The 16,737-nt window shown below is 72.6% G+C and carries 13 protein-coding genes; 9 read left to right on the top strand and 4 right to left on the bottom strand.

What is annotated here, in order from left to right:
• Positions 1-76: 76 nt before the first annotated feature.
• The 7 genes from IG05_RS0133975 (at position 77) to IG05_RS0134005 (ending at position 8,275) form a co-directional block, all read left to right on the top strand.
• Positions 77-964, top strand: a complete 888-nt coding sequence (locus IG05_RS0133975; RefSeq protein ID WP_030347915.1) for an NAD(P)-dependent oxidoreductase — start codon at positions 77-79, stop codon at positions 962-964.
• Between the two features lie 76 nt (positions 965-1,040).
• Positions 1,041-2,453 carry a proline--tRNA ligase gene (proS, locus tag IG05_RS0133980; RefSeq protein ID WP_030347916.1) on the top strand — a complete coding sequence of 471 codons (1,413 nt, stop codon included), beginning with the start codon at positions 1,041-1,043 and terminating at the stop codon, positions 2,451-2,453.
• 186 nt (positions 2,454-2,639) lie between these two features.
• Complete coding sequence (locus IG05_RS0133985) at positions 2,640-3,854, top strand: NAD(P)/FAD-dependent oxidoreductase (RefSeq protein ID WP_030347917.1); 1,215 nt, start codon at positions 2,640-2,642, stop codon at positions 3,852-3,854.
• On the top strand, positions 3,855-6,464 hold the full coding sequence (gene nirB / locus IG05_RS0133990; protein WP_030347918.1) for a nitrite reductase large subunit NirB: 2,610 nt from the start codon (positions 3,855-3,857) through the stop codon (positions 6,462-6,464). It begins immediately after the preceding gene.
• On the top strand, positions 6,461-6,820 hold the full coding sequence (nirD, locus tag IG05_RS0133995) for a nitrite reductase small subunit NirD (protein WP_030347919.1): 360 nt from the start codon (positions 6,461-6,463) through the stop codon (positions 6,818-6,820). Before nirB ends, nirD begins: the two co-directional genes overlap by 4 nt.
• 33 nt (positions 6,821-6,853) lie before the next feature.
• Positions 6,854-7,438 (top strand): TetR/AcrR family transcriptional regulator, encoded by a 585-nt coding sequence (locus tag IG05_RS0134000; protein WP_030347920.1) that lies wholly within the window; start codon positions 6,854-6,856, stop codon positions 7,436-7,438.
• 69 nt (positions 7,439-7,507) lie between these two features.
• Positions 7,508-8,275 (top strand): SDR family NAD(P)-dependent oxidoreductase, encoded by a 768-nt coding sequence (locus IG05_RS0134005; RefSeq protein WP_030347921.1) that lies wholly within the window; start codon positions 7,508-7,510, stop codon positions 8,273-8,275.
• A 111-nt stretch (positions 8,276-8,386) separates the two neighbouring features.
• Here IG05_RS0134005 and IG05_RS0134010 read toward each other — a convergent pair whose 3' ends face one another.
• Together IG05_RS0134010 and IG05_RS0134015 are read right to left on the bottom strand one after the other, a co-directional pair.
• A complete protein-coding gene (locus tag IG05_RS0134010) occupies positions 8,387-8,782 on the bottom strand; it encodes a cupin domain-containing protein (RefSeq protein WP_030347922.1) in 396 nt (131 codons plus the stop codon).
• Positions 8,779-10,224 (bottom strand): MFS transporter, encoded by a 1,446-nt coding sequence (locus IG05_RS0134015; protein ID WP_030347923.1) that lies wholly within the window; start codon positions 10,222-10,224, stop codon positions 8,779-8,781. Before IG05_RS0134015 ends, IG05_RS0134010 begins: the two co-directional genes overlap by 4 nt.
• Before the next feature lie 80 nt (positions 10,225-10,304).
• On the opposite strand from IG05_RS0134015, the gene IG05_RS0134020 reads away from it, so the two are divergent.
• Both IG05_RS0134020 and IG05_RS0134025 read left to right on the top strand, forming a co-directional pair.
• A complete protein-coding gene (locus tag IG05_RS0134020; RefSeq protein ID WP_030347924.1) occupies positions 10,305-10,976 on the top strand; it encodes a TetR/AcrR family transcriptional regulator in 672 nt (223 codons plus the stop codon).
• A 277-nt stretch (positions 10,977-11,253) separates the two neighbouring features.
• Positions 11,254-12,180, top strand: a complete 927-nt coding sequence (locus tag IG05_RS0134025; protein WP_234336134.1) for a S8 family peptidase — start codon at positions 11,254-11,256, stop codon at positions 12,178-12,180.
• A gap of 134 nt (positions 12,181-12,314) precedes the next feature.
• Here the strand turns inward: IG05_RS0134025 and ppdK are convergent, their stop codons facing one another.
• Complete coding sequence (gene ppdK, locus IG05_RS0134030; protein WP_030347926.1) at positions 12,315-15,035, bottom strand: pyruvate, phosphate dikinase; 2,721 nt, start codon at positions 15,033-15,035, stop codon at positions 12,315-12,317.
• 418 nt (positions 15,036-15,453) lie between these two features.
• Positions 15,454-16,674: an ROK family protein gene (locus tag IG05_RS0134035; protein ID WP_030347927.1), complete on the bottom strand. Its 1,221-nt coding sequence runs from the start codon at positions 16,672-16,674 to the stop codon at positions 15,454-15,456.
• Positions 16,675-16,737 lie beyond the last annotated feature (63 nt).

Consider the following 16,737-nt stretch of genomic DNA (forward strand, 5'->3'; position numbering starts at 1 on the left):
ACCCTTTCCCGCTGGTAACCACCTACTTACAAGTACGTACTTCTGCGCGGCGGTTCCACGGGTGAGCCTAGTCGCCATGACCGACACCTCCTCTTCCTCCGCGCCCCGTACTCCTCTGACCCTGCTCGGCACCGGTGCGATGGGCACCGCGCTCGGGCGGGCCTGGCTCGCCGCCGGGCATCCGCTGACCGTGTGGAACCGCACGCCCGGCCGGACGGCCGCGCTGACCGCCGAGGGCGCGGTGGCGGCGGGGAGCGCGGCGGAGGCGGTGGCCGCGAACCGGCTCGTCGTGGCCTGTCTGCTGGACGACGCCTCGGTGGGCACCGCCCTGGACTCCGCGGAGCTGGGCGGCCGGGACCTGGTGAACCTCACCACCGGCACTCCGGCCGAAGCCCGGGAGCGCGCCGCCTGGGCCGAGAAGCGGGGCGCCCGGTTCCTGGACGGCGGGATCATGGCCGTACCGCCGATGATCGGTGTGCCCGGCGCCTTCGTGCTCTACAGCGGCCACCAGGAGCTGTTCGAGGAGCACCGGGACACCCTCGCCGTCCCGGCCGGCACCGAGTACGTCGGCGCCGACCCCGGTCTCGCCGCGCTGCACGACGTGGCGCTGCTGAGCGGGATGTACGGCATGTTCGCCGGGATCACCCACGCGTTCGCGCTGCTGCGCGGGACGGACGTGGCGCCCCAGGACTTCGCCGCGCTGCTCGTGCCGTGGCTGGACGCGATGTCCGGCATGGCGCGGGAGACGGCCGAACGGCTGGTCTCCGGCGACTACACCACCGGAGTCGTCTCCAACCTGGCGATGCAGGTCGCCGGCAGCGGGACGCTGCTGCGCACGGCCGCGGAACAGGGCGTGAGCCCGGAGCTGATCACCCCGTTCCTGGAGCTGATGCGCCGCAGGCTGGCCGACGGCCACGCCGGGGAGGACACCACCGGCCTGGTGGACCTCCTGCGCACCCGCTGACCGCCGGGCCGGCCGGGTCCCGCTCGCGGAAGAAGTGATTCGCGCACGGTCGGAGGCGCGCTCTAGCATGCGCGCTATGGCAAAGGCACCCGTTCTCACGCCCCGGGCGGAAGACTTCCCCCGCTGGTACCAGGAACTGATCGGCAAGGCCGAGCTGGCAGACAACGGCCCGGTGCGCGGCACCATGGTCATCCGACCGTACGGGTACGGGCTGTGGGAGCGGATGCAGCAGGAGATGGACTCCCGCATCAAGGCCGCGGGTGCCTCCAACGCCTACTTCCCGCTCTTCATCCCGCAGTCCTACCTGACCAGGGAAGCCGAGCACGTCGAGGGCTTCGCCCCCGAACTCGCGGTCGTCACGCACGGCGGGGGCAAGGAACTGGAGGAGCCGATCGTCGTCCGGCCCACCTCCGAGACGATCGTCAACGAGTACTTCTCGAAGTGGGTGCAGAGCTACCGGGACCTGCCCCTGCTCATCAACCAGTGGGCGAACGTCGTGCGTTGGGAGATGCGTCCGCGGGTCTTCCTCCGTACGACCGAGTTCCTCTGGCAGGAGGGGCACACCGCCCACGCCACCTATGAGGACGCCCGCGCCTACGCCTCCCGCATCCACCGGGACGTCTACTACGACTTCATGGTCAACGTCCTGGGCATCGACGTGGTCCTCGGCCGCAAGACCGCCAGGGAGCGCTTCGCCGGCGCGATCAACACCCTCACCCTCGAGGGCATGATGGGCGACGGCAAGGCGCTGCAGATGGGCACCAGCCATGAGCTGGGCCAGAACTTCGCCAGGGCCTTCCACACCCAGTACCTGTCCAAGGAGGGCAGGCAGGAGCTGGTGTGGCAGACCTCCTGGGGTGTGTCGACCCGGATGGTCGGCGGTCTGATCATGTCGCACGGCGACGACAGCGGACTTCGCGTGCCGCCGCGGCTGGCGCCGGTCCAGGCCGTCGTGCTCGCGATCAAGGGCGACGACACGGTGATCGCCAAGGTCCGTGAGATCAGTGACAGGCTCAGGGCCGCGGGTGTGCGCGTCCAGGTCGACGACCGCACCGACATCCCCTTCGGCCGGCGCGCCGTCGACTGGGAACTCAAGGGTGTGCCGGTCCGCATCGAGGTGGGCCCGCGCGACCTGGAGAACGGCACCGCGATGCTGGCCCGCCGTATCCCCGGCGGCAAGGAGCCCGTGCGGACCGGGGAACTCGAAGCGCTGCTCCCCAAGGTCCTGGAGGAGGACCAGGCACTGCTGCTCGCGCAGTCCCGCGAGCGCCGCAGGGACCGCACGGTCGACGCGGCCACGATCGAGGAGGCCGCGGAGGCCGCGGCCACCGGCTGGGCGCGCATCCCCTGGGCCACGCTGGGCCCGGAGGGCGAGGCGGCCCTCGCCGAACAGGGCGTGTCCGTGCGGTGCCTCGTCGCCGCGGACGGCTCGGTCCCCGACGCCGACGACCAGCCGGGGAACGTCGCCCTCGTGTCGCGCGCGTACTGACACGCGCCGGGTCCGGCACCGGTGCACCCGCCGGCGCCGGACCCTCGCTCGTGTGCCGCGTCCCGCCCGGGGAACAGGCGTCACGGCGCCTCCTCACACCCGCCGCCCTATTTCGCTGAGGGCAGCGTTCCCCCCAGGAAACAGACGTGATCCCACCGGGTAACGTCCGGACCGCACGCTCGTGGCATGACCTCGAATACGCGTGTGGTGGTGATCGGCGCCGGCCTCGCGGGCGTACGGCTCGCCCGGCGGCTCGGCGACCTGGGCACGCCCGCGCTGCTCGTCGGCGACGAGGAGCACGCCCCGTACAACCGGGTGCTGCTGGCCGAGGTGCTGGCCGGCCGGTACGCGCCGGAGGTGATCACCCTCCCGCCGCCCGCGGGTCTGCTGCGCACCCGGGTCACCGGCATCGACCGGGCCGCCCGGACCGTCGACTGCGCCGACGGCATGTCGATCGCGTACGACACGCTGGTCCTGGCCACCGGCTCCAACCCCGTACTGCCCCCGCTGCGCGGCCTGTTCACCCCCGGCCACCGACTCCCCGAGGGCGTCCACGCGTTCCGCACCATGGACGACTGCCTGGGCCTGGCCGAGGCGGTGCGGCCCGGCGTACGGGCGGTCGTCATCGGCGGCGGGCTGCTCGGGGTCTCCGCGGCCCGCGCGCTCGCCGTCCGCGGCGCCCAGGTGGTGCTCGCCCAGCAGGCCGAGCGGCTCATGGAGCGCCAGCTCGACCCGGACGCCTCCCGGCTGGTGCTGAGGCACCTGACCGGCCTGGGCGTCGAGGTGCACACCGAGTGCCGGGTCCGGGACGTGCGCTGCGTCGCCGGCGCGGTCCGCTCGGTGGAACTGGCCGACGGCTACGCCCTCGACGCCGACCTCGTCGTCCTGGCCTGCGGGGTGCGGCCGCGCACCGGCCTCGCCGAACAGGCGGGCCTGGCCGTGCGCAAGGGCGTCCTCGTGGACGACGAACTGCGCACCTCCGACCCGCACATCCACGCCATCGGCGACTGCGCCCAGCACGACGGCACGGTCTACGGCCTGGCCGCCCCGGCCCTCGAACAGGCCGACGCGCTCGCCGCACTGCTGGCGGGCGACACCGGTGCCCGCTACACCGGCACCCGTTCGCTGACCCGGCTGACCCTGACCGGCCCCGAATCCCCCTTCGATCTCGCCGCGTTCGGCGAGACGGAGGCCCGGCCCGGCGACGACGTCGTACGGCTGGCCGACGCCACCCGCGGCACCTACCGCAAGGTCGTCGTCCGCGACGACCGCCTGGTCGGCGGGGTCCTCGTCGGCGAACTCGGCACCGTCGGCGCGCTCGCCCGCGCCTGGGAGGGGGCCGAGCCGCTCCCCGGCGACGGCCCCCTGCTCCACCTGCTCACCAACGATGGAGGCTCCTGAATGTCCGCCACCCCGGGGGCCACCCCCACGATCGTGCTCGTCGGCCACGGCATGGTCGGCCAGCGCTTCCTCGAAGCGCTGGCCGAGCGCGGCCTGACCGCCACGCACCGCGTGGTCGTGCTGTGCGAGGAACCGCGTCCGGCCTACGACCGCGTGCAGCTCACCTCGTACTTCTCCGGCAGGACGCCGGAGGACCTCTCCCTGACCGACATGGGGTTCATCGAGGACCACGGCATCGAGCTGCACATCGGCGACCCGGCCGAGACGATCGACCGCGAGACGAGGAAGGTGACCGCCCGCTCGGGGCTCACCGTCGGCTACGACGTCCTCGTCCTGGCCACCGGCTCCTACCCGTTCGTCCCGCCGGTCCCCCACAAGGACGCCACCGGCTGCTTCGTCTACCGGACCATCGAGGACCTGCTGGCCATCGAGGAGTACGCGAGGACGAAGGCCGTCACGGGCGCCGTCGTCGGCGGCGGCCTGCTCGGCCTGGAGGCGGCCGGCGCCCTCAAGGGCCTCGGGGTCGAGGCGCACATCGTGGAGTTCGCGCCGCGGCTGATGCCGGTGCAGGTGGACGACGGCGGCGGCACGGCGCTGCTGCGGACCATCGAGGGCATGGGCCTGACCGTGCACACCGGCGTGGGCACGCAGGAGATCGTCGTCGACGGGGCCGGTGCCGTCACCGGCATGAAGCTGTCCGACGGCTCCCAACTCGCCACCGACATGGTGGTGTTCAGCGCCGGTGTCCGCCCCCGCGACCAGCTGGCCCGCGCCGCGGGCCTCACGGTCGGCGAGCGCGGCGGCATCGCGGTGGACGAGCAGTGCCGGACCGTCTCCGACCCGCACGTGTTCGCGATCGGCGAGTGCGCGCTGGCCGCGGACGGCCGGGTGTACGGCCTGGTGGCGCCGGGCTACGACCAGGCCGAGACGGTGGCGGCGACGATCGCCGAGGACGAGGCCTCCTTCACCGGGGCCGACCTGTCCACCAAGCTGAAGCTGCTCGGCGTGGACGTGGCCTCCTTCGGCGACGCCCACGGCACCACCGAGGGCTGCCTGGACGTCGTCTACTCCGACTCCCGCGCCGGTCTGTACAAGAAGCTGGTCGTCGGCCGGGACGGCACGCTGCTCGGCGGCATCCTGGTCGGCGACGCGGAGGCGTACGGCACCCTGCGCGCGCTCACCGGTTCGGTGCCGCCCGTCGCCCCCGAGTCGCTCGTCCTGCCGGCCGGAGCCGACGAGGGGGCCCGGCTCGGCCCGTCCGCGCTGCCGGACGAGGCGATCATCTGCTCCTGCCACAACGTCAGCAAGGGCACGATCCGCGGCGCGGTCACCGAGCACAGGTGCACCAGCGTTCCCGAGGTGAAGAAGTGCACCAAGGCGGGTACCGGCTGCGGCAGTTGTGTGAAGGTGCTGGGCCAGCTGGTCGGCGCCGAGCTGGAGGCGTCCGGCGTCGAGGTCGACAAGGGCCTGTGCGGCTGCTTCGCCCGGACCCGCGAGGAGCTGTACGAGATCGTCCGGGCGCTGCGGATCACCTCGTACCAGGAGCTGCTGGACCGTTACGGCCGCGAGGACGCCCGGGGCGGTGACGGCTGCGAGGTGTGCAAGCCGGCGGTCGGCTCGGTCATCGCCTCCCTCGCCCCGGCGATCGGCGCGAGCGGCTACGTCCTGGACGGCGAGCAGGCCGCGCTGCAGGACACCAACGACCACTTCCTCGCCAACCTGCAGAAGAACGGCTCGTACTCGGTGGTGCCGCGGATCCCCGGCGGGGAGATCGCGCCCGAGAAGCTGATCGTGATCGGTGAGATCGCGCGGGACTTCGGCCTCTACACGAAGATCACCGGCGGTCAGCGGATCGACATGTTCGGCGCCCGCGTGGAGCAGCTGCCGCTGATCTGGGCACGCCTGGTGGACGCCGGCTTCGAGTCGGGGCACGCGTACGGCAAGTCGCTGCGCACGGTGAAGTCCTGTGTGGGTTCCACCTGGTGCCGGTACGGCGTGCAGGACTCGGTGCGGATGGCGATCGACCTGGAGCTGCGCTACCGGGGCCTGAGGTCCCCGCACAAGCTGAAGTCGGCCGTGTCCGGGTGCGCCCGCGAGTGCGCGGAGGCCCAGTCGAAGGACTTCGGTGTGATCGCCACCGCGAACGGCTGGAACCTGTACGTCGGCGGCAACGGCGGCGCGACCCCGCGCCACGCCGACCTGCTGGCCCAGGACCTGTCCGACGCCGAACTGGTGCGGCTGATCGACCGGTTCCTGATGTTCTACATCCGTACGGCGGACCGTCTGGAGCGGACCAGCACCTGGCTGGAGCGCATCCCGGGCGGCCTGGAGCACGTACGGGACGTGGTGGTGCACGACTCGCTCGGCATCTGCGACGAGCTGGAGAAGCTCATGCGGGCGCACGTCGCCCACTACCGCGACGAGTGGGCGGAGACCGTGGGCGACCCCGAGAGGCTGGCCCGGTTCGTGTCCTTCGTGAACGCGCCGGACACCCCGGACCCGGTCGTCTCCTTCGTCCCCGAGCGCGACCAGATCAAGCCCGACCTGCCGCTGCTGAACATCGGCCTGCGGCCCGCCGACGACGTCCTGGAAGGAAGCGCCCAGCGATGACCCTGGCAGTTGAGACGACCGAACTGAAGGTCCAGCTCCAGCTGGCCGACGAGTGGTTCACGGTCTGCGACCTGAGCACGCTGGTCCCCGGCCGCGGGGTGGCGGCCCTGCTGCCGGACGGCCGCCAGGTGGCGCTGTTCCGCGACCGCGCCGGCCGGCTGTACGCCGTCGACAACCGCGACCCGTTCACCGGCGCGGCCGTGCTGTCCCGCGGCCTGACCGGCACCCACCGGGGCCGCCCGTTCGTGGCGTCCCCGCTGCTGAAGCAGCGCTTCGACCTGGCCACCGGGGAGTGCCTGGACGACGCGTCGGTGCGGGTGGCCGCCTACGAGGTGCGCGCCCTCCAGGTTTCTTGACCGACCGTTCCAGTACGTCTAGGCTGCGGAACCGTGGCCAGGACCAAGGAATTCGACCCCGACGCCGCGCTGCAGTCGGCCCTGGAGCTGTTCTGGCGGCGCGGCTACGAGGCGACGTCGATGGCCGATCTGGTCGAGCACCTGGGCATCGGCAAGGCGAGCCTGTACGCCACCTTCGGCAGCAAGCACGAGCTGTACCTGAGGGCGCTGGACCGGTACGGGCAGGCGCAGGACCCGCGGCTGACGCGGGAGCTGTCCCCGCCCGGCCCGGTGCTGCCGGCCGTGCGCGCGCTGGTCCGGCGGTTCGCCGCCGAGGCCGCCGCCGAGGCGACCCGGGAGCAGGGGTGCCTGGTCACCAACACGGCGGTCGAACTCGCCCCGCACGACCGGGAGGCCGCCCGCCGGGTCGAGCACAGCTGGGACACCCTGGAGACCCTGCTGCACTCCGCCCTGGTCCGCGCCCGGGCGCAGGGCGAGCTGGCCGGGGACCGCGATCCGCTGGCCCTCGCCCGGCTGCTGCTGGTGCTGCTCCAGGGCCTGCGGGTGGTCGGCAAGGCCTGCGCGGACCCGGCCCGGGTGCGGGACGCCGCCGAGCAGGCCCTGGCGCTGCTGGCCTGAGAAACCCCCTCCACGGAGGGCTTTTCTCCTGCCTCGATACTGAACCGAACGGTCAAAAAACAAGGAGCCATGATGTCGCACCGCTTCGCCGGCCGCACCGTCCTCGTCACCGGGGCCGGCTCCGGTATCGGCCGGGCCGTCGCCCTGGCGTTCGCCGCGGAGGACGCCCGGGTCGTCGTCGCGGGGCGGCGGCCGGAGCCCCTGGCGGAGACCGTCCGGCTGATCGGGGAACGGGGCGGCAAGGCCCTCGCGGTGTCCGCCGACGTCGCCCGGGCGGCCGATGCCGGGGCGCTGGTCCGGGCCGCCGTGGAGCACTTCGGCTCGCTGGACGTCGCCGTCAACAACGCGGGCGTCTTCCGTGGCGGCCGGCCGCTCGCGGACCTGCCCGAGGAGGACTGGCACGAGCAGCTGGCGATCAACGTCACCGGCGTCCACCTGGCCCTCCAGGCCCAGATCCGGCAGATGCGCACCCAGCCGGCGGGCGGCGCGATCGTGAACGTCTCCTCCAGCCTCGGCCGGCACGCCTCCTCCCCCGGGGCCGCCGCCTACGCGGCGACCAAGGCCGCGGTGACCGCCCTGAGCCGGGGCGCCGCCCTGGACCACATCCGGGACGGCGTCCGGATCAACGTGGTCAGCCCCGGCGCCACCGACACCCCCATGTCCCTGCGCGGCGACGAGACGGAGCAGGAGCGGGCCGAGCGGGCCCGGGCCACCCTCCCGCTCGGCCGGATCGCCGCCACCCGGGAGGTCGCCGCCGCCGTCCTCTACCTGGCCTCCGACGACGCGGCCCCGGTGGTCGGCACGGACCTGGTCATCGACGGCGGCTCCACGGCCTGAGCCCCGCGCCCCGTCAGTCGAACCGGGACCGCTCGACGCCCGCCTCGGTCCACCGCCGGAAGCACGGGAACACCGGCAGCCGTGTGTCCCCGCCGACGGAGGGGCCGGGGGTCAGCGGGTGTCGTCGCGCCGCTCCACGCGGGAGCCGGTGCGGCGGGTGATGGACATCAGGTCGCCGGGGGCGTCCACTTCGAGTCGGTGCCAGCGGTTGCGGGGCACGACGACGGCGGTGCCCGGCCGCAGTCGCACCATCTCCTCCGGGGCGTCCGCGTCGAGCGGCCGGAGGTACAGCCGTACGCCGCCGGACAGGCAGCAGACGGCCTCCTCGCAGTCGGGGTGGACCTCCCAGTGGTCGGCGTGGACGTCGGCGTCCGTCTCCACATGGAAGGTGGCGAGCTGCCAGACGCCGGGGTCGCCGTCCGTCATCCGCCGGGCGGCGGCGTGGACGTCACCGTCGGGGCGGAACTGGAGCGCCGAGGAGAACAGGTCGATGGCGGTGGTGATCATGACGGGGTTCCTTCCAGTCGTGGTTCCTCGACAGGGATGGGTGCCGGACCGGCGGCGGACCGGCGACGGGGCAGGACGCCGACCGCGACCACCGTCGCGAGCAGGAAGAGCGCGGCGGTGACGGCCAGACCCAGCGCGTAGCCGTCGGTGAGCGCGGCGGGATCGGCGGCCGTGCCGGTGCGGTGGGCGGCGACCGTGGCCACAGTTGCCAGGCCGACGCAACCGCCGAGCTGGCGCGCGCTGTTGAGGACGCCGGAGGCCATACCGGCCTCACCGGGGCGGATCCCGGTGGTCGCGGCGGTGGCCACCGGCGCGAAGATCAGCCCGATGCCGATACTCGTGAGGACGGACGGGCCGAGCACGTCGGCGAGGAAGCCGCCGTGCGGGCTGATACCGGCGAACCAGGCCATGCCGGTGGCGGCGAACAGCGTGCCGGGCACCAGCGAGGCGCGCGGCGACCGGTGCGCGGTGATGCGGGTCGCCACGACGGTGGCCGCCACCGAACCCGCGCAGAACGGCAGGAACGCGGCACCGGTCGCGGCGGCACCCAGGCCCAGCACCTGCTGGAGGTAGAGGGACACGAAGTAGAACGCGGTGAACTGCCCGGCCGCCGCCAGGAACACCAGCAGGTTCGCCCCGGCGACCCAGCGGCTGCGCAGCAGGCCGAGCCGCAGCAGCGGGGCGGCGGACCGGGACTCGACGGCGACGAAGGCGCCGAGCAGCACCCCGGCACCGGCGAGCGTCCCCCAGGTCGCGGTGGACGCCCACCCCCTGACGTCGGTCCGGACGACCCCGAACACCAGCAGCCCGATACCGCCGGTCGCCAGCGCGGCGCCGAGCACGTCCAGCCGTTCACGCCGTACCGGCCGGGGATCGGGGGCGACGGCGGCGTGCACGAGGACGAGTGCCGCCGCCACGATGGGCAGGTTGACCAGCATCACCCAGCGCCAGCCCGCGTACTCGGTCAGCACTCCGCCGGCCAGCACACCCAGCGCGCCGCCCACGGCGTTGACCCCGCTCCACACGCCGAGGGCGCGCACGCGCCGCGGCCCCTCGGTGAAGGTGGTGGTCAGCAACGCCAGCGCGGCTGGCGCGACGGCTGCCGCGCCGGCCCCCTGCCCGGCGCGGGCGGCGATCAACTGCCACGGTTCCCGGGCGAGTCCGCCCGCGAGCGAGCAGAGCCCGAAGACGACCAGTCCCGCCACGAACAGCCGGCGCCGGCCGAACAGATCGCAGGCCCTGCCGCCGAGCAGCAGGAACCCGCCGAAGGTGAGCGCATACACGTGCACGACCCACGACAGGTCGAGCGGGGCGAAGCCGAGCGCGGAGCGGATCGCCGGGAGGGCGACGTTGACGACGGCCATGTCCAGGGCGACGACGAACTGGGCGACGGCAGCTGCCGCCAGTACGCCCGACGGGCGGTCACGTAAATTTCTATACATGTAAGAAAAGTAGCGCGCGGACCGTCCCGATGTCGACACCCGCACCCCGAAGTCCCCGCTGCCTGGGGGATGATGACCCCATGCCGCAACCGCCCGCCCTCCGCAAGACCACCGGCCGGCCTGCCCGTATCTCCCGCGAGGAGATCATCCGGACGGCGCGCCGGATCGTGACGGAGGAGGGCGTCGCCCGCCTGACCATGCGCCGCCTCGCCACGGAGATCGGCAGCACGCCGATGGCCCTGTACCACCACGTCCGCGACAAGGAGGAGCTGCTCCTCCTCCTGCTGGACGACTACGCGGCCGGCTCCCTGCACCGCCCCGGGCCCGCGCCCGCCGACCCGCTCGACCGCGTCCTCACCGCGGCCCGGGCGATCCACGACGTCCTGGCCGCCTGCCCGTGGATCGTCGAGGTGCTGACGGCGGACGACCTGATGTCCACCTCCGCCCTCTGGTTCGTGGAACAGATCGTCGCGGGCCTGACGGATGCCGGCCTCACCCTCGACCAGGCCGTCCACGGCTACCGTTCGATCTGGTACTACACGGCCGGCGAGATCCTGGTCCGCGCCACGGCGGCCCGCCGCCGCACGACCGACGACCGCCCGACCTACCGCGAGCAGGTCTTCGCGGAGCTCGACCCGACCGAACTGCCCCACCTGTCCCGGGTCGCGGACCGCTGGGCGGCGCTGACGTCGGAGAACACGTACGAGCAGGGCCTGCGCGCCCTGGTGGACGGTCTGCTGACCGCCGGCTGACCCCGCAGGACGGCGGACCCGAACCCGGATCGTGTCCGGCGGCGGAACCGCACGTCCCCCCGTCGTCGTCTTGTGCGCTGGCTGTGCACCGAGCGGGAATGCGGGGGGCGTTGTGATGCGGAACGTGGCGAAGGCCGGGCTGGTGGTGGTCGCCGTGGCGACGGTGTTCGGGGCCTCGGCCTGTGGCGGGGAAGCCGGAGGGAACGGTGGGAAGCCGTCCGCGCACGGGAAGGCGGGGCCGGCGGCGTCCGGTCCGGGGCCGGTGTCTCCCGCGGCCGTGGGCAAGCTGTCCGCGGCCGCGCGGACCGGGGTGCCGTCCCTCACCCGGCACGTGCCGTGGAACCTGGACATCCTGGACCAGCGGTCACGGCCGCTGAACGGGAGGTTCACCACCACCGCCACGGGCAAGGGCGTGCACGTCTACGTGATCGACACGGGGCTGGACGTCACCCACGAGGAGTTCGGCGGACGCGCCCGCCTCGGCGCCGACTTCGTGGGCCCGAAGGACTCCGGTGACTGCTTCAGCGAGGACGGCGGCGGCCACGGCACGTTCGTCGCGGGTGTCATCGGCGGGGCGAAGTACGGGGTGGCGCCCCAGGCGCAGCTCGTACGGGTCCAGGGCATCCTGTGCGAGAGCGAGGGCGGCGGCTCCCCGTCGGCGGCCGAGGCGGCCCTGGTGAAGTCGGTCAAGTGGGTGACCGCACACGCGCAGAAGCCCGCGGTGGTGAACATGTCGCTCAACCTCGACCACCGGTCGGCGGCCCTGGAGTCCGCCGTCAAGAAGATGGTCGACGCGGGGATCCCGACGGTGGTGTCGGCCGGCAACTTCCGTGACGACGCCTGCAAGCACTCCCCGGCCGGCGTCCCCGGCACGATCGTCGTCGCGGCCTCCACCCCGAAGGACCGCGCGTGGGACGAGGGCGGCTCGTACGGATCCGGCTACGGGCGGTGCGTGGACCTGTACGCCCCCGGCCAGCAGGTGACCGCCGCCCTCGCCGGCGGCGGGACCACCACGGAGGACTACGGCGCGACGTCCTGGGCCGCGCCGCACGCGACCGGCGTGATCGCGCTGTACCTGTCGGCGCACCCCCGGGCCACGGCCCGCGAGGTCCACGTCTGGCTCGACCGCACGGCCACCCGCGGTGTCCTGCACGGCATCCGCTCCGACACTCCGAACCGGCTGCTGAACACCGGCGGTCTGTGACCCGTCCCGGCCGCGGACAGGCCGAAGGGGCGGCACCCCCCGCACCGGGGTGCCGCCCCTCCTCTTTCGTGCGCCGGAGCCGTCGCCGATCGGTGAGGGTCGGGGACCGACGGCGGCTCCGGGGACCGGGTGGGTCAGCGGTGGTCGCTGCCCGCCGACTGGGTGGCCGCGCGGCCGGCCTCCAGGCGGGCGACCGGGATGCGGAACGGGGAGCAGGAGACGTAGTCCAGGCCGGCCTCGTGGAAGAAGTGGACCGACTCCGGGTCACCGCCGTGCTCGCCGCAGACGCCGAGCTTGAGGTCGGGACGGGTGCGCCGGCCGGCCTCCGCGGCCGCCTTCACCAGGGAGCCGACGCCGTCCTTGTCGATCGTCTCGAACGGGCTGACGCCGAAGATGCCCTTCTCCAGGTACGCCGTGAAGAACGAGGCCTCCACGTCGTCCCGGCTGAAGCCCCACACCGTCTGGGTCAGGTCGTTCGTGCCGAAGGAGAAGAACTCCGCGGCCTCCGCGATCTGGCCGGCCGTGAGGGCGGCGCGCGGCAGCTCGATCATGGTGCCGATCGCCAGCTTGAGCCGCGTACCGGTCGCCGCCTCGACCTCGGCGATGACCTGGTCGGCCTCCTCGCGGACGATCTCCAGCTCCTGGACCGTGCCGACGAGCGGGATCATGATCTCGGCGCGCGGGTCGCCCTTGGCCGCCTTGCGCTCGGCCGCAGCCTCCGCGATCGCGCGGACCTGCATGGTGAACAGGCCGGGGATGACCAGGCCGAGGCGCACACCGCGCAGGCCCAGCATCGGGTTCTGCTCGTGCAGGCGGTGCACCGCCTGGAGCAGGCGCAGGTCGTTCTCGTGCGGCTCCTGCCGGGACTCCGCCAGGGCCACCCGGACCGAGAGCTCCGTGATGTCCGGGAGGAACTCGTGCAGCGGCGGGTCGAGCAGGCGGACGGTGACGGGCAGGCCGTCCATCGCCTCGAAGAGTTCGACGAAGTCCTTCTTCTGCAGGGGCAGCAGCTCCCGCAGGGCGGCCTCGCGCTCCTCCCCCGTGTCGGCGAGGATCAGCTTCTCGACCATCTCCCGGCGCTCACCGAGGAACATGTGCTCGGTGCGGCACAGGCCGATGCCCTGGGCGCCGAAACGGCGGGCGCGCAGCGCGTCCTCGGCGTTGTCGGCGTTGGCGCGCACCCGCAGGCGGCGCTTGCGGTCGGCGAAGGCCATCATGCGGTGGACGGCCTCGACCAGCTCGTCGGCGTCGTCGGCCCCGGGGTGCATCCGGCCCTCGAAGTACTCCACCACGGGGGACGGGACGACCGGGACCTCGCCGAGGTAGACCTTGCCGGACGAGCCGTCGATGGAGATGAGGTCGCCCTCCTCCACGATGTGCCCGCCGGGGACCGTCATCCGGCGCCGCTTGGTGTCGACCTCCAGCTCCTCCGCGCCGCAGACACAGGTCTTGCCCATGCCGCGGGCGACGACGGCCGCGTGCGAGGTCTTGCCGCCGCGCGAGGTGAGGATGCCTTCCGCCGCGATCATGCCGTCCAGGTCGTCGGGGTTGGTCTCCCGGCGGACCAGGATCACCTTCTCGCCGGAGCGGGACCACTTCACCGCCGTGTACGAGTCGAAGACCGCCTTGCCGACCGCCGCACCCGGGGACGCGGCGATACCGCGCGCCACCTGCTCGACCTTCGCCTGCTCGTCGAAGCGCGGGAACATCAGCTGGGCCAGCTGGGCGCCGGTGACGCGCTGGAGCGCCTCCGTCTCGTCGATCAGGCCCTGGTCCACCAGCTGGGTGGCGATGCGGAAGGCGGCACCGGCGGTGCGCTTGCCGACGCGGGTCTGGAGCATCCACAGCTGACCGCGCTCGATCGTGAACTCGATGTCGCAGAGGTCCTTGTAGTGGGTCTCCAGCGTCTCCATGATCTGCATGAGCTGGTCGTACGACTTCTTGTCGATCTGCTCCAGCTCGGCGAGCGGGACGGTGTTGCGGATGCCCGCGACGACGTCCTCGCCCTGGGCGTTCTGCAGGTAGTCGCCGTAGACGCCCTGGTGGCCCGAGGCGGGGTCGCGGGTGAACGCGACGCCGGTGCCGGAGTCGGGGCCGAGGTTGCCGAAGACCATCGAGCAGACGTTGACGGCCGTGCCGAGGTCGTGCGGGATGCGCTCCTGGCGGCGGTACAGCTTGGCGCGGTCGCCGTTCCAGGAGTCGAAGACCGCCTTGATGGCGAGGTCCATCTGCTCACGCGGGTCCTGTGGGAAGTCCCGGCCGGCCTCCTTCTTGACGATCTTCTTGAAGGTGGCGACCAGCTTCTTCAGGTCCGCGGCCTCCAGGTCGGTGTCGACCGTGACCTTCTTGGCGGCCTTGGCCTTGTCGAGGGCCTCCTCGAACAGCTCGCCGTCGACGCCGAGGACGGTCTTGCCGAACATCTGGATGAGGCGGCGGTAGGAGTCCCAGGCGAACCGCTCGTCGCCGGCCTGGGCGGCCAGGCCCTGCACCGACTTGTCCGACAGGCCGATGTTGAGGACCGTGTCCATCATGCCGGGCATGGAGAACTTGGCGCCGGAGCGGACGGAGACCAGCAGCGGGTCGTCGGCCTGGCCCAGCTTCTTGCCCATCTTCGCTTCGAGGGCGTCGAGGTGCGCACTCACCTCGTCACGCAGTGCCGCGGGCTCCTCGCCGCTCTCCAGGTAGACCTTGCAGGCCTCCGTGGTGATCGTGAAGCCGGGAGGGACCGGGAGACCCAGGTTGGTCATCTCGGCGAGATTGGCACCCTTGCCACCGAGAAGGTCCTTGAGGTCCTTGTTGCCCTCGGTGAAGTCGTAAACGAACTTCGCTACGTGGGGTTCTTTGTTTTCCGACACGGGTCTCGACTCCTTGAGGCCACGGTGGCTGCCCTGACGGCCAGGAACATACCCAGATCGAAGGTCCCTGGGTACGTCCACTTGCCCGTCATGCGCTTGTAACCACCCGTCCGCCAGCGGATCGAAAGTCAAGGCTTGGCAAGCGAAGCGGGCCGAATGTTTTCACTTCTTGAAGGCAACCGCGCCCACCGGTGCGGTTTACTGCTCGGATGAGCGGCCTCCAGCACGATTGATTTCGATCGATGAACGATCAAGGGGTGGCACCCAGTGCCACCCCTTGGAGAAGTGCAGTCGCGCTTGATCCGCTCATCTGAGCGGAACCCTTATCAAGGGTGGCGAGAATCACGCTGCCACAGAGTGCCTCGTTTCACCATGCGGACCCTCCGGCGAACGCCGGTCAGCAGCGGAAACGGCCCTGTCACACGCCCATCCGGGAGAGCCGCTCCTCCGCCCGCTCCGGCGCGTACAGGTGCTCCACCACCAGCGCCGCGGCGCCGACGAGCCCCGCCCGGTCGCCGAGCCGGGAGGTGACGACCTCCAGGTGAGCGGTGGACCGGGGCAGCGCCCGCTGGTAGAGCAGCTCGCGCACCCCCGTGAGGAAGGGCGTCCCGGCCAGGTCTCCGGCGATCATCAGCACCCCCGGGTTGAGCAGCGTCACGACCGTCGCCAGCACGTCCCCGACCTGGCGCCCGGCCTCCCGGGCCAGTGCGGCGGCCTCCGGGTGCCCGGCGGCCAGCAGGTCCCGCACGTCCGACCCGGAGGCGGCCGGCACCCCGGACGCGGTCAGCCTCCGGGCCACGGCACCGCCGCTCGCGACGGCCGCGAGACAGCCGTACGCCCCGCACCGGCACAACGCGTCGGCACCCACCCGGATGTGCCCGATGTCGCCGGCGCCGCCGTCGGCGCCCCGGTAGACCGCGCCGTCCACGATCACCCCGGCGCCGATGCCCGTGGACACCTTGACCAGCACGAAGGCCGTGCAGTCGGGGTGTCCGGTGCGCTGTTCGCCGTAGGCCATGAGGTTGGCGTCGTTGTCGACCAGGACCGGCACCGCCGGGGCGCCGGTGTGCTCGGTGAAGGCGCGGGAGAGGCTGCCGCGCAGGTCGTGGCCGTCCCAGCCCGGCATGATCGGCGGCTGCACCACCAGACCGGTCTCGCTGTCCACCGGGCCCGGCACCGCGAGCCCGATCCCGCACACCTCCTCGCCCGTGTGCCCGGCCTTCGTCAGCAGCTCGCCGAACCAGCGGCCCAGTTCGGCCAGGACCACCTGCGGGCCGTCCTCCACCGCCAGCGGGCCGGCGTGCTCGGCGAGGATCTCGCCGGTCAGCGAGAGCACGGCCGCGCGGGCGTGCCGGGTGTCCAGGTCGGCGGCCAGGACCACCGCGTGGGAGCCGTCGAACTCCAGGGTGATGGAGGGGCGCCCGCCCAGCGGCGAGTCGACCGGGCCGCCGGCGCCCTCGCGCAGCCAGCCGGCCCGGAACAGCCGGTCCAGGCGCTGGCCGACGGTGGCCCGGGACAGCCCGGTGGCCTGCTGGAGCGCGCCCCGCGTCACGGCCCGTCCACTGCGCACCAGTTCGAGCAGATCGCCGGCTCCCGCCTGGCTTCCGCTCTTGCCGGTCCTTCCCGAACGCCCCGTCATGTGCACCCCCTTGTGCTCCCCAAACTTGCATTACATAGTAAGTTCTGCGTGTTAAATAGACGT

It is taken from the genome of Streptomyces sp. NRRL S-1022, from assembly GCF_000720135.1.
GTDB lineage: Bacteria > Actinomycetota > Actinomycetes > Streptomycetales > Streptomycetaceae > Streptomyces.